The organism is uncultured Porticoccus sp., assembly GCF_913061305.1.
In the GTDB taxonomy this organism is placed as follows: domain Bacteria; phylum Pseudomonadota; class Gammaproteobacteria; order Pseudomonadales; family Porticoccaceae; genus Porticoccus.
Genome location: NZ_CAJXST010000001.1, coordinates 119,427 through 132,732 on the forward strand (window position 1 = coordinate 119,427; position 13,306 = coordinate 132,732).

Below are 13,306 nucleotides of genomic sequence, written 5' to 3' on the forward strand. Positions count from 1 at the left end.
ACTTTTCAGCGCCAGCTCTATATTCTATTTGTTTTCTTTCCGGGTCCCCAATCACTCATAAGCGCTACCAAAAACCTCACACTAATAAGATAGTACAGGTACCCCCGGGATATTTTGGGTCAGGGTAAACCTACCCCTTTCTTATATTTTTTGCATTGCACGATGATGCTTGGCCTTGTTCAGGCCTTCAATGTATAGTTGTACGGCATTTCCGTACATAATGGTGGGTATATGGATACCATAAGCGTAAACAAATTTCGAGACAACCTGAAAAGCGTTGTAGAGCAAGTAGTTAGCAGACATGAGCCCTTGAAGGTTACCCGTAGAGCAGGCGAGGCCTTTGTGGTTTTGAGCGCCGAAGACTGGGAGCGCGAACAAGAAACGTTATCCGTTCTGCAAAATCGTGACCTGATACAGCAAATTGCAGCCTCTCTTGAAACTCACCAGCATGGCCAAGGCTATAAACCGACCAAAGAGCAGATGGATGAGATCACTGGTATTTGAAGGGAGCACTTGGGAGGCGCATGAACAAATGCGGGAAAAAGACAAGAAGCTGCATAAAGCTCTATGCAAACTCCTGAAAGAAATGCTTCGCTCTGACGACCCATCTTCAGGTTCAGGTAAGCCAGAACCTTTAAAGCATAACCTTTCTGGGCTTTGGTCCAAGCGTATATCCCGGAAGGATCGATTGATATATAGAGTTGATGATAATTCGATTTATATCTTCGCTATTGGTGGGCACTACGACCAGCCCTAACCCCGCAATCACGGGCTTGTCGCGTGCATTGCATTAATTAGCTTCTATTTACTGTGATGATTGTTGTGATGGTTCCCATGTCCAGCACGACCATAGCCTCTCAAAGCCATGTATTTAGCTATCTGTTGATCATTGAGGTTTTTAGTCTGCTGCAAATGCGCGCTGAGGTGGACTGCGCGCAGACGGGATTCAATATCGCCAATATTTTTCACAAGTTTCGACAAAGATGAATCGTTGATCACCTTACTCCTGAATACCTCATTCAGCGCACGCTCCGCCGCAACCAAATCAGCACCCAGTTCTTTGGCCGCGGTCTCCATCTGGGCAAAAATAACTTCGGTCTCTCTCTGCTGATCAGCTGTGAGAGAAAGCTCTTCTTTAAGCTCAAGCACATGCGCGGGACCAGGGTACCCATTCAGTTCTGCTGCTTTGGCATAACCCATACCTTTTCCAGACAATAGGCCGTCAATCTGTGATTTTGACAGGGCTTTGATTTCTCGGCCTTCTTCGCCAGCATAAGGGGAGCTTTCCGAAGCCAGAGCTTGTCCAGCCAGCATCACTAACACCATTACCAAAATGGCCTTTACTCGGTTATTCATATGATCTCCATCAATAAAGGGGTCGGTGACTTTTGAGAATAATTTGTTGTACCTGACCCCACTTATTGTTGAGAATAATTTGCAGTTGTCACCGACCCCTCTTACGGTTCGGAAAGTTGTATCTGACCCCACTTGTACCTGTACGGTTCGGAAAGTTGTACCTGACCCCACTTGTATTAATCACGTTTAGTGAAGTTGAGTGAAGACTTCCGGATGTTGTTCCGCAATTCGCAGAAGAGCCACAGCTGGGCCTTGCGGTTCGCGGCGGCCTTGCTCCCAATCTTGGAGTGTACGCATACTGACGCCCAGCAACCCCGCGAATGCTGATTGCGACATTTTGAGCTTTGAGCGGATTACTTGTGGTGGAGAAGGCTCCGAAAGCTCTGTGGTTTTTAATTGAACCTTACCTTTCTTGTACTGCTGAATCTCTCTAATGCCACCCAGGATCTCAGCACCGATATCTCGCTTACTCATGATCGATTGCCTCTGCGATTTGTTTCAAAATATGACCAGGAATCGTAGTTCGCTCCGATTTGCTATAAATCGTAAGCATCCAAACTTCATGATCAGGCTTCTTCCAATAGTAGATAACTCGAACACCACCGGACCCTTTAACGATATCGCCAGCATCGGGCTTTTGCATGAGATAGGTCTGCAATGCTCGATAATCTTCATCCGAAAGGTAATTTGGGAGAAGTTTCGTAAAAGCACTGGTTTCGATAAATATCATAGCGCCAGATTATACGGCATTGCCGTATTTTGGCAAGAGCAAGGTTAAGACATGTAACGCCTTGCACAGCGGCGCGAGGTACAAGCGTCCGACGCCGCAGGCGCAGGCGCGAACTGCTGCAATTTATTAGATGCTGTCTTCACGTTAAGTTTAACCCACCATCTGAAAGCACGATTTCACCAGTTAAATAGGAGCTATTGATTAACATGCCAGCGATATAGGCAATTTCCTCTGGTTCTGCACCCCGTTTCATAGGGGCTTTGGTTTCCCAAAGTTCGCGAGCAGCTGCCCAGTCTTTACTCATGGGGGTATGCACTAGACCTGGAGCTATGGCGTTGACCCTAATACCAGGCCCCAAATTCAAAGCCAAGAGCTTTGTCATATGATTGAGCGCAGCCTTAGTTACTGAATAAGGAATTGATGCCCCTTTGGGGCGTACACCGGCATGAGAACTGATGTTAAGAATACAGCTAGTAGTACCTTCAGAAGAGGACTTTTTCAACAAAGGCTCAGCTTCGGAAATCAGTGTCCATGGAGAAATAACATTAACCTCATGGAGCATTCGCCATATTTCAGGAGTAGCAGCCTTTAGATTTGAATGGTCTATAACCTCAGTTAATGCTGCGTTATTCACTAGAACATCCAAACGTCCATACTTGGAGGCAATTTGCTCAATTAGACCTTTCGATTCAGCCTGATTTGATAGGTCAGCCTGGAAATAAGAAGCGTCTTCGTTCTCTGATGCCAAGTGCTGACCGGCTTCTACAGATGAGCGCGAATGGAAAACGACGGAAAAACCCTCAGCAGCAAGCCGGTTGGCAATAGCCTTACCAATCCCTGATGTTGATCCTGTAACTAAAGCGACTCTGTGTTCCATGTAATTCAGTCTGTATATGTATGGTTGGAATTGGTGTGCATCTAACGCTCCGCTAATGTGCGCCGCCCGCGGCGTCACCATTTAGCGGTTTGTGAGCAGCTTCAGCTTGCAAACGCTCAACCAGCCAGACCTTTATGATCGACTGCCGTGTAACGCCAATACGAGCCGCTTCACGATCCAACGACTCTACTACCCATGAGGGAAAGTCAACATTTATGCGCTTCTGTTCCTGGTTGGCACGACGTGCCGTGGACAAGTCAAGATCATCAATGATGTCCTTCTTACCTTGGTCAAATTTCTTGTCAAAATCTTTAGCTTTCATACAGCTCTACCTCTCTTATGCGAGAGCGCCTCACAGAAATGAGCCGAATTGCTCCATTTCTATAAGTGATGACGGCAGACCAAAGTTTCTGGCCTATAAGACCTATGACCAAAAATCGAGACTCATCGTCCGATTTAGCCTAGATTTCCAGCAGGTTAGGGTCCTTCCACAGAGCCTGAGCATCCAGAAAGTCAATTCCATGCTTTTCTAGATTGGCTCGGCTTTTGTCGTCATCATACTCGAAGTCGCTCATGAGTATAAATTATCCCTTTTTTACTCATTTAGCAAGAGAGGTGGAATTTTGGGTGGCTGCTAACGTCCCTCTCGAAGCGTTTGTTAGCCATCAGTGGCAATCCTGAACTCGGGATTCCAACCAAGCACAGACTTGGCCTTGAAACTGGAAATGGTTCCGTCCTCCTCTGCAATGTTGAATATGCCGGACTGTCGGCAGGTGATCGAAAGTCGCGCGGCTTCGGCAGCGGCATCGACATGCACTGGTCCACCAGTTGGTGCAATATCAAATCCAGTGCCAGGGCCGTAAAGTTTGCCATAGCGCAATACGGCCGCAGTAAAAGGGCCACCGAGCACCTGCTGCTCCAAGCCAGCCACGGCACGAGCAGATAAAGCAGCAGCTTCATCTGTGGACGCGACATTCAAGGGCGACTCCTCGACGTAAGGCGTAACACTGGGGGCATAAGCAAAAGCAATACTCTGGGCGACAAATTGTTTCGCACGGGCAGCTATTGCAGCGGAAACGAGATTTTTCGTGCCGATTTCTCGCAAGTAAGCGTTTCTGATGCGAGCTTCCGCCATCAGCTTTGGATCAAGTCCATACGGGAGATCAGTCAACTGGTGAACAACAATATCTGGTTGCGCCGCGAGTACCGCAGAGTGAAGCGAGTCCAAATCAAAGACATCCACAACTACCGGGGTTACGCCCAACGACTCGAGAATGCCTACTCGCTCGGGCTTTCGGGTCGTGCCAACAACCAAGAAGCCATCATCTACTAATAGTCGACAAAGCTTCCGGCCAATCGCCCCACTTGCGCCGGCTACGAATATTCGCTTGACGAATGAATTTTGCATGCTATATCCCGTGATGGTTAACGACCGGCTTTGGGACGGCGGAGCTTCAGCGTAGCCGTCCCAGCCGCATGATTTTTATGCGGCGACAGCTGCTTGTTAGCCATTGCTCGGTACAACCCTTGAAATAAACTGATCCCACGGAGGGTTGTCCTCTGGGCACCAGATAGACTCAATGTGCTCTTTGGCCCGGATAGCAGGCCAACCGAGATGCTCATATGCATACATAGAGTAGAATGCTGATACCCGGTAGTTTGCTGCACAATGAATCAATACCTTCTTTCCTTGGCAAGACTTCATAGCTTTAACGAATTCTGAATAATCCTGCTCTGTCGGAGCTGCAAAATCTATCGGAATGTAAAGATAATCAACGCCTTGGCTGACAACGATATCTTCCTCGTTCTTTATAGCGTACTGGTTATCATGTGGCAGAAGATTAATTACAGCTTCATAGCCGCTAGTGCGTAATTCCGAGAGCTGCTCCTCGCTCAGGAGTCCAGAGGTAGAAACTGCTTCGTCGATAGTCCGAAAATTGTATGCTTGATCGACACTCATGACATTTTCTCCTGATGGCTAACGCGCCGGTTTGTAGCCGCGAAGCGGCGGAAAAACGGTCGCTGTGCAGCCGATTGTTAAAGCCTGCCCAGCCAGTACTGCGGACGCCGGCGGTCATGGGCAACAGCCAGAACCTGAAAACCATCAGGGCTCTCTCGGTAAACGATAGACAAGGGAAATCTGTGAAGGTGCGCTCTACGAATATCTGGGGGCAACTCGACTTGCCAGACTTTTGGTGACTCGCCAATCAAATTGGCCAAGGCCTCAAATTCCCCTATGAAGGCACCACCCAATCCCGGAACTTTTGATTCGTAATAACCAACTGATTCCAGGAACTCGGCTTCCGCTGCCGAGTGAAAAGAATAGTTCATTTGATCAGTGCTCTAGCCTTCCTCATGACGTCCTCACCAGACACTGCCTGAACCGTGCCATTGTCGAGCTCTTCGCCCCTGCGCCGGGCCTCAAGCAACCAATCGGACCTGAGCTCTTCTTCTGGCGGAGACTCCAGACTCAACACCAGTCGCTGGATCAACTGGACTCGCTCCTCTTTAGGGAGGTGGAGCGCCTCATCTTCAATTTTCTGGAGATTCATGGACAAAGCCTCTCGTTCACGTATCGCCCAATTTTGACACGGATGGGTACCAGGTGCCACGACTCGGCTTTTCAGCTTTAACGTTAGCGATCAGCTGCGCCGGAAAGCGGCGCAGAAATTGCGAATGCAATTTGTGTGACGGTTGGTGTTGTCCACTGCATCGCCATGGTTAGGCGTCACTGCCCGCCCCGGCCGGCTCCTTCCTAAAAACCATCCGCGTCCACGTTACCCCCGGTTTGTTGCTCATCTTGCTGGGCTGATCAGCAAGGTGAAGCGCGACCTCCATCCCGTATCGGCGAGCCAGAACAGTTGTCATTGGGCCGTCAGTAGGGAATACGTGTTTGCCGGCTCCTGCGGGGCCGTGTCGTAAAGATAGCGCGCAAATACCCCCATCGATCAAGAGCGTCGAGAGTCGTGCCATGCTCCACTCGCGTTCTTCGTCGTCAAGATGATGCCAGACTCCCTCCAGGAGTATGAACCCGAACCGCTCCGAAGGATCAGGCAAATCCTGGAGATGCGGGAGGCTATCCTGGACCCAAGAAATATCGAGATCGCCATAGGTCGAGCGTCCTGCGTCCAAGAAGGCCGGAAGCGGTTCGGCCGCAACGACTGAGTACCCCATCCGAGACAACGCGGCGGCATTCTGCCCAGCCCCGGCTCCTGCATCGAGCACACGACACGGAATGGATGGTAAGAACTCGAGGACGTCGCTACAGATCTCTGCGAAGTTCAAGGCCTGACTGGCTTCAATGAATACGTCTACGACCTCCTCGTAACCTCGCGTCCCCGCTACGGTATCCGCTAGTTGGTCTTTGCGATCAGTCATGCCCGTGACGCCTAACAGTATGTTAATGATGGCTTTGCCATCATAATAATTATTAGAGTGCATTCCTCATAATTCACAGCAATTAAAATGCACTTTTCCTAACTTATTAGTTATACAGGATTTATTTTTTCGGCGGGACGTACAACAAGCTTCATGGATGAGGTTGGCATGGCGAAATCTCCCTTTCTTGAATTTATTGTTTGGTTTGTGCAGATTCGCAATTGCAGCAAACGAACCATTGAGGTGTACCTGTGCTGGATCCAATATTTCATAGTGCTTTGTGGAAGGCAACTCTCGGGGACTTGGGGTTTTCTGATATCGAGGGTTTACTCGTCGTTCTAGCGGTGGAGAGGCCGGTATACAGAAGGAGGTGAGCAGCCCCCTCAGTCATCTGTAGGGGGCTTGGACAGGAAATCCGGGAATGGGTTGCTTTAATGAGCACCACGCTGATGAGCACACCAACCTACTCATCAGCGCGGCATATTAGCTGGCGATGGCTTCCATTTCCTCCTCCGACCTCGCTGCTGCCCGGTGCCGACCGAGGCCATTGAAGATGGCCTTGATTGCCGCACTGATAATATTCCGGTGTACCCCTACGCCGAATATCGCCGGGCCATCGTCGATCTGCATTTCCAGGTAGCACACCGCCTCCACTTCCGAGCCTGTTCCCAGGGCGTGCTCGTGGTAGTCGATGACGCGAATATTGCCCCCCAATGCTTTTACCGCGGCGTCGATGGTGCCGTTGCCGATGCCATTGACGGTTCTGGGCTTGCCGTCCTCGCTAAACCGGATCTGCACTTCGGTGGCGCCTTTGTCGCCATGACTGTGGCTGGAGACATCTGCCTCTTCGAAGCCATAGGCACCCTGTTCCCGCAGATATTCCTGTTCAAACAGGGCGAAAATATCGGCGCTGCTGGCCTCGCGGCCCTCCCGGTCGGTGAAGGCTTTCACCACGCGGCTGAATTCAATCTGCAGGCGGCGCGGCAGTTCCAGGCCGTACTGCTGTTGCAACAGGAAGCTGACCCCCCCCTTGCCGGACTGGCTGTTGACCCGCACCACCGCTTCGTAGCCCCGGCTGAGGTCGGCGGGGTCGATGGGCAAATAGGGCACCTCCCAGATCTCGCCCTCCACCCGCTGGGCAAAGCCCTTCTTGATGGCATCCTGGTGGGAACCGGAAAAGGCGGTGAACACCAGTTCGCCGGCATAGGGATGGCGCGGATGCACCGGCAACTGGTTGCACTCCTCGACGGTGCGGCGAATGGTCTCGATACGGGAAAAATCCAGCCCGGGGTGAACGCCCTGGGAATAGAGGTTCAGCGCCAGGGTGACAATATCCACATTGCCGGTGCGCTCGCCGTTGCCAAACAGGCAGCCCTCCACCCGGTCGGCACCGGCCATCACCGCCAGCTCCGCCGCCGCCACGGCGGTGCCCCGGTCGTTATGGGGATGGACACTGATGAGGATGCTGTCCCGGCGGTTCAGGTTGCGGTCCATCCACTCCACTTGGTCGGCATAGACATTGGGGGTGGACATTTCCACCGTGGCCGGCAAATTGAAAATCATCTTGTGCTCGGGGGTGGGCTGCCAGATGGCGCTGACCGCGTCGCACACCTCTTTGGCCACCGCCAGTTCAGTACCGGAAAACACCTCCGGCGAATACTGGTAGACCCACTCGGTCTCCGGGTGCTGGCTAGTGTAGTGCTTGACCCAGCGGGTGCCCTGCTCGGCAATGGCCTTCACGCCTTCCACATCGGTGTTGTAGACGATGCGGCGGAATTGTGGCGCTGTGGGGTTGTACAGATGCACGATGGCCCGCCTCGCCCCCACCAGGGATTCCACGGTGCGGGCGATCAAATCCTCGCGGGCCTGGGTCAACACCTCGATGGTGACATCTTCGGGAATGCGGTCCTCCTCGATCAGGCGGCGCACGAAATTGAAGTCGGTGTCGGAGGCGGCTGGGAAGGCCACTTCGATCTCCTTGAAACCAATCTCCACCAGCATCTCGAAAAAGCGCAGCTTGGTGTCCACCGACATGGGGTCGATCAGGGACTGGTTGCCGTCCCGCAGGTCGGTGCTCATCCAGATGGGCGGTTTTTCGATGGTGCGGCCGGGCCAGCGGCGGTCGTGCAATTGCACTGGCACGAAAGCCCGGTATTTGCTGGCGGGATTGGTGATCATACAGTTCTCCACGATTGACAAATAAGGCCCTGAGAAAAGTCGGCAACCGAAGCAAAGGGTGCGGGTAGCGGGGCTCTGTCGGTGCCAGGGGCTTCTGGCCCACTGCTTTTCTCAGGATGGTTGACAGTTTAATGCGTTAACGGCGGCATTTTATTGCTACTTGTATGGCATTTTTTATTATTTAAGCAATAATATGTTTATATAAATATTAATTGAGCAATTATATGAAACTAGATTCCTACGACCGGGCAATTCTGAGAAAGCTGCAACAGGAAGGGCGCATCTCCAACCAGGATCTGGCGGAAGAGGTGAACCTCTCACCATCTCCCTGCCTGCGCCGGGTGCGGCGACTCGAAGAGGAAGGGGTTATCGATGGCTACACCGCCCGGCTGAATGCCCGGCAGTTGGGATTAAACCTGATGGCCTTTATCCAGATCAGCATGGACAAGCATATCCCCGAGCGCTTCGAAGGGTTCGAATCAGCGGTTGCCAACTTCCCGGAAGTGCTGGAGTGCCACCTGATCACCGGTCAGGCGGCGGACTACCTGCTCAAGGTGGTGGTGGAGGATATGGACGGCTACCAGCGGTTTTTGCTGAATAAAATTACCCGTATCGAGGGGGTATCCGGGGTGCAATCGTCCTTTGTTTTGAAATCGCCGCAGAATACGGCAACCTTGCCGGTATGAGCGCCCATCGCGCACCGAGAGTTCTCCGGCTTTTTAAAGCAACGACAGCATAGCCGGGCCGCTTACCAGCCCTGCTATTCGAAACTTGCCAGATCAGCGTCCATACTTAGCCCAAGCGTCCCTACTCAACCCAGCGGTTATCGTTCAAGCAGAATGGCCATGACATTGACCGATCTCAGAACCCGGATTCAGCGAGCCACCGATGCCGACGAGCACGGTTGTGTCGAGCAATTGCTGGCGGCCTTCCCGCTCAGCGAGACACAGCAACAGCAATCGCTTATTCAGGCTCGACAATTGGTGGAGAGTTGCCGGGAGGCAACCGGGGGTAAATACCTGCTGGATGCCTTTTTACAGGAATTCGGCCTGTCCAATCGCGAGGGCGTTGCCCTGATGTGTCTGGCGGAGGCACTGCTGCGGGTGCCGGATGAGGCCACCGCCGATAAGCTGATTGCAGAAAAAATCCGCGACGGCAACTGGGCCAATCACCGTGGGCACTCGGACTCCCTGTTCGTCAATGCCTCGGTGTGGGGTCTGATGCTGACGGGTGCGATGCTGCCCCTGACTGAAGACATCACCGCAGATACCAGCCGCTGGATGAAACAACTGGTGAGCCGACTGAGCGAACCGGTGGTAAGGCGGGCCATGCTGCGGGCGATGCAGATGATGGGCAGCCACTATGTGCTGGGCCAGACCCTGCCCGAAGCCATCGCCCGAGGCCACGACGAAGCCCCGCCGAATACCCGGTTTTCTTTCGATATGCTGGGAGAAGGTGCCCGCACAGAGGCGGATGCCCGGCGTTATTTCGAGGCCTATGCCACCGCCATTGAAACCATCGGCAAGGCCAGCCGGAACGCGACTACGCCCCTTACCTCACCCCATACCTCGGATGGCATTTCGGTCAAGCTGTCCGCCCTGCACCCCCGCTACCAGTTCAGTCAGCGGGACCTGGTGATGAGCGAGCTGTTACCGCGCATCCGCAAGCTGGCCATTGCTGCCCGGGGGCACCGTATCGGCCTGAGCATTGATGCCGAGGAAGCCGCCAGGCTGGAGCTGTCCCTCGATATCTTTGAAGCCCTGGCCCGCGATCCGGCACTGGCTGACTGGGATGGTCTGGGCTTTGTGCTACAGGCCTACCAGAAACGTGCCCCGGCCGTGATTCCCTGGCTGATCAGGCTGGCCGGAGAAACCCGTCGCCAATTCATGGTCAGGCTGGTGAAAGGCGCCTATTGGGATACGGAGATCAAACTCGCCCAGCAACAGGGGCTGACCGACTACCCGGTGTTTACCCGCAAGGCACATACGGACCTCTGTTACCTGCACTGCGCGCAACAGCTGCTCGCGGCGCCGGGAGCGATTTATCCGCAATTCGCCACCCACAATGCCCAGACCATCACCGCCATTCAGCAGCTGGCCGGCGATGCTCCCTATGAATTCCAGCGCCTGCACGGCATGGGCGAGGTACTCTACGGGCAATGGCAACATGGGCAATCGCAACGGCAGCCGGCTGAGCTGCCACCGGTAAGGGTTTACGCGCCGGTGGGCGAACACCGCGATCTGTTGCCCTATCTGGTGAGGCGTTTACTGGAAAACGGCGCCAACAGTTCCTTTTTAAACCACCTGCTGGATGAACAGATGTCGGTGGATTCCCTGGTGAGCCCCCTGTTACCCCAGATTCGCTCGGTGACGCCCCATCGCCACCGGCTGATCCCATTGCCGGTGAATATCTACCGCGCCGCCGGTGAAGAGCGCGCCGGGGCGGCCGGTTTGGATCTGAACAACCCACTGATCAGTGAACCACTGGTTGCCGCACTCAACGAGACACCCGTCACTGTCCAAGCCGGGCCTGTGGTGGGCGGGGAATGGATCCAGCGGGACCCGCAGCCGGTCCTGTCCCCCGCCGACAACATAACGGTGGTGGGCCACTGCACGATGGCCAACGATGAGGATGTGGCCAAAGCCCTGCAGCAGGCCTCTGCAGCGCAGTGGGCCTGGAGCCAGCGTGGCGGTGCCGCACGCGCCGACATACTGGAACAAATGGCCGAGCTGCTCGCCGAACACCAGCTAACGCTGTTGAAGCTGATTGTGCAGGAGGCGGGGCGCACGGCTGGCGATGCGTTGGCGGAGGTGCGCGAAGCAATCGACTTCTGCCGCTATTACGCTCTGCAGGCCCGCTACCGGTTTTCCGGGGGTATCGATCTGCCCGGCCCCACCGGGGAGAGCAACCAGCTCTGTCTCGAAGGCCGCGGCGTGTTTCTCTGCATCAGCCCGTGGAATTTCCCGCTGGCCATTTTTACCGGACAGACCGCAGCGGCATTGGTGGCGGGGAACGCGGTGATCGCCAAGCCCGCCCTGCAGACACCGCTGGTGGCCGCCAAAGCCACCGAACTGTTTCATCGGGCCGGTGTGCCAGCCGAGGTGTTGCACCTCCTGCCCGGTGAGGGCGCGAAACTGGGTGAACGGTTGCTGCCGGATCCGCGGATTGCCGGCGTCGCCTTTACCGGGTCCACCGCTACGGCCAAAACCATCCAGCGCCAGCTGGCCCGCCGCCCCGGTGCCATCGTGCCACTGATCGCGGAGACCGGTGGCCAGAATGTCATGCTGGTGGATTCCACCGCCCTGCCGGAACAGGTGGTGGACGATGTGATTTACTCGGCCTTCCTCAGTGCCGGGCAACGTTGCTCGGCACTGCGAGTGCTGTTTATTCAGGACGATATTGCCGATGCCCTGCTGACTGCGCTTACCGGCGCACTGCAAACCCTGAAAGTCGGCAACCCGGCCAGCCTGGCTACCGATATTGGTCCGGTGATTGACGAGCGCGCCAGAGATACCCTGATGGCCCATGTCGAGCGGATCAGTCGGGAAGGCACATTATTGGGGAGTCTGAAAGCGGAGCAAATACCATCGCGAGGGTATTTTGTGGCGCCACATCTGGTTGAGATCGACTCACTGGCGCAACTGCCGGAGGAAGTGTTCGGGCCTATCCTCCATGTGATCCGCTATCGCGCCGCAGATATTGACCAGGTGCTCGCGCAAATCAACGACAGTGGCTTTGGCCTGACACTGGGTATTCAAAGCCGCCTGAAACGGTTTGCCGATTATGTGTTCAGCCATACCCGGGTGGGCAATACGTACATCAACCGCAACATGGTGGGCGCTGTGGTGGGCAGCAACCCCTTTGGCGGCTGCGGGCTATCCGGCACCGGCCCGAAAGCCGGAGGCCCCCATTACCTGATGGCCTTTGCGACCGAGAAAACCCGCACGGAAAATACCACTGCCCGGGGCGGCAACACGGCGCTGTTTTCCCTACCGGATGATTAGCGGCGGGTAAAATTCGGTTCGCGCTTTTCCCGGCGCGCCAGCAACCCTTCTTTCAGATCCCCGGAGCGGTGACAGTGCGAGGTGACAGCGAGGACCCTGGCGAGATCAAGATTGCCGTCCGCCATCTGATCACAGAGCTGCTTCATAGCCGCAACCGTGGTTGGTGAGAGTGGTGTCAATGTGTCCACCAGCTTCGAGGTTTCCACCTCCAGCTCATCCTGAAGCACCAGATGCGTCAGATACCCGGCCCGCAACAGCATTTCCGCGTCCAACACTTCCGCCGCAACCAGAATCCGTTTGGCTGTGGTGACACCCAGGCGTTTCACATAGCGGCGAATGCCGTTCGGCGGATAGCAGAGACCGATTTCTGCAGCAGGCACCTTGAGCCGCATGCCGTAAACACCTATCCGGAAATCACAGCACAGGGCAATTTCCGAACCACCCCCGTAGACACTGCCATTGAGGGCACAGATGACCGGCATGGGCATGGCCGTGAGACGATCGGTGAGCGTTTCAAATTTTTCGCCGGTCATATCACCCGAGGTCATCTCTTCCAGCGATGCGCCGGCACAAAAGGTTTTCTCTCCCTGACCGGTAACCACCAGAACCCGGATATCCCGGTTGGCCTCCACCTGATTCAGACAGTCGATAAACAGATCAATGCCAGCGGCAGTCAGTGAATTGTGTTTGGCTGGGTTATTGAGAAGGATACGGGCCACCGCTCCTTCCATGGATAGCACAACCGGGGCGTCCAAATTGCTCATAGTATCGGGCTCTTGTTAT

At 54.5% G+C, this 13,306-nt stretch carries 16 protein-coding genes and 1 pseudogene; 4 read left to right on the forward strand and 13 right to left on the reverse strand.

What is annotated here, in order from left to right; genetic code table 11:
• Window positions 1-231 precede the first annotated feature (231 nt).
• Both QZ516_RS00625 and QZ516_RS00630 read left to right on the forward strand, forming a co-directional pair.
• Window positions 232-504: a type II toxin-antitoxin system Phd/YefM family antitoxin gene (locus tag QZ516_RS00625; protein ID WP_297184805.1), complete on the forward strand. Its 273-nt coding sequence runs from the start codon at window positions 232-234 to the stop codon at window positions 502-504.
• A gap of 28 nt (window positions 505-532) precedes the next feature.
• On the forward strand, window positions 533-757 hold the full coding sequence (locus QZ516_RS00630; protein WP_297185509.1) for a Txe/YoeB family addiction module toxin: 225 nt from the start codon (window positions 533-535) through the stop codon (window positions 755-757).
• A 44-nt stretch (window positions 758-801) separates the two neighbouring features.
• On the opposite strand, the gene QZ516_RS00635 is transcribed toward QZ516_RS00630, so the two are convergent.
• From QZ516_RS00635 to leuA, 12 genes and pseudogenes are all read right to left on the reverse strand, one after another.
• Window positions 802-1,356 (reverse strand): hypothetical protein, encoded by a 555-nt coding sequence (locus QZ516_RS00635; RefSeq protein WP_297184807.1) that lies wholly within the window; start codon window positions 1,354-1,356, stop codon window positions 802-804.
• Window positions 1,357-1,542: 186 nt separating this feature from the next.
• Window positions 1,543-1,830, reverse strand: coding sequence for a type II toxin-antitoxin system MqsA family antitoxin (locus tag QZ516_RS00640; RefSeq protein WP_297184809.1), 288 nt, complete (start codon window positions 1,828-1,830; stop codon window positions 1,543-1,545).
• Entirely contained in the window at window positions 1,823-2,086 is a 264-nt protein-coding gene (locus tag QZ516_RS00645) for a hypothetical protein (protein ID WP_297184811.1), read from the reverse strand. Before QZ516_RS00645 ends, QZ516_RS00640 begins: the two co-directional genes overlap by 8 nt.
• 139 nt (window positions 2,087-2,225) lie before the next feature.
• On the reverse strand, window positions 2,226-2,963 hold the full coding sequence (locus QZ516_RS00650; RefSeq protein WP_297184812.1) for an SDR family oxidoreductase: 738 nt from the start codon (window positions 2,961-2,963) through the stop codon (window positions 2,226-2,228).
• 52 nt (window positions 2,964-3,015) lie between these two features.
• The gene (locus QZ516_RS00655) at window positions 3,016-3,285 is read right to left on the reverse strand and encodes a CopG family transcriptional regulator (protein WP_297184813.1); all 270 of its coding nucleotides are present in this window, start codon (window positions 3,283-3,285) and stop codon (window positions 3,016-3,018) included.
• Window positions 3,275-3,538 (reverse strand): annotated as a pseudogene (locus tag QZ516_RS12730) (BrnT family toxin). The gene QZ516_RS00655 and the pseudogene QZ516_RS12730 overlap by 11 nt, the downstream one beginning before the upstream one ends.
• Before the next feature lie 83 nt (window positions 3,539-3,621).
• Window positions 3,622-4,371, reverse strand: a complete 750-nt coding sequence (locus QZ516_RS00660; protein WP_297184814.1) for an NAD(P)-dependent oxidoreductase — start codon at window positions 4,369-4,371, stop codon at window positions 3,622-3,624.
• 96 nt (window positions 4,372-4,467) lie between these two features.
• On the reverse strand, window positions 4,468-4,923 hold the full coding sequence (locus QZ516_RS00665; protein WP_297184815.1) for a protein tyrosine phosphatase family protein: 456 nt from the start codon (window positions 4,921-4,923) through the stop codon (window positions 4,468-4,470).
• A gap of 77 nt (window positions 4,924-5,000) precedes the next feature.
• Window positions 5,001-5,294, reverse strand: a complete 294-nt coding sequence (locus tag QZ516_RS00670) for a type II toxin-antitoxin system RelE/ParE family toxin (RefSeq protein ID WP_297184816.1) — start codon at window positions 5,292-5,294, stop codon at window positions 5,001-5,003.
• On the reverse strand, window positions 5,291-5,515 hold the full coding sequence (locus tag QZ516_RS00675) for an addiction module protein (RefSeq protein WP_297184817.1): 225 nt from the start codon (window positions 5,513-5,515) through the stop codon (window positions 5,291-5,293). Before QZ516_RS00675 ends, QZ516_RS00670 begins: the two co-directional genes overlap by 4 nt.
• A 169-nt stretch (window positions 5,516-5,684) precedes the next feature.
• Complete coding sequence (locus QZ516_RS00680; protein WP_297184818.1) at window positions 5,685-6,341, reverse strand: class I SAM-dependent methyltransferase; 657 nt, start codon at window positions 6,339-6,341, stop codon at window positions 5,685-5,687.
• A 483-nt stretch (window positions 6,342-6,824) separates the two neighbouring features.
• Window positions 6,825-8,519: a 2-isopropylmalate synthase gene (gene leuA, locus QZ516_RS00685; RefSeq protein WP_297185512.1), complete on the reverse strand. Its 1,695-nt coding sequence runs from the start codon at window positions 8,517-8,519 to the stop codon at window positions 6,825-6,827.
• A gap of 224 nt (window positions 8,520-8,743) precedes the next feature.
• Here leuA and QZ516_RS00690 point away from each other — a divergent pair, with 224 nt between their 5' ends.
• Together QZ516_RS00690 and putA are read left to right on the forward strand one after the other, a co-directional pair.
• Window positions 8,744-9,205: an Lrp/AsnC family transcriptional regulator gene (locus QZ516_RS00690; protein WP_297184820.1), complete on the forward strand. Its 462-nt coding sequence runs from the start codon at window positions 8,744-8,746 to the stop codon at window positions 9,203-9,205.
• A 159-nt stretch (window positions 9,206-9,364) separates the two neighbouring features.
• A complete protein-coding gene (gene putA, locus QZ516_RS00695; RefSeq protein ID WP_297184821.1) occupies window positions 9,365-12,523 on the forward strand; it encodes a bifunctional proline dehydrogenase/L-glutamate gamma-semialdehyde dehydrogenase PutA in 3,159 nt (1,052 codons plus the stop codon).
• On the opposite strand, the gene QZ516_RS00700 is transcribed toward putA, so the two are convergent.
• Complete coding sequence (locus QZ516_RS00700; protein WP_297184823.1) at window positions 12,520-13,287, reverse strand: enoyl-CoA hydratase/isomerase family protein; 768 nt, start codon at window positions 13,285-13,287, stop codon at window positions 12,520-12,522. The two genes, putA and QZ516_RS00700, sit on opposite strands and share 4 nt — an antisense overlap.
• Window positions 13,288-13,306 lie beyond the last annotated feature (19 nt).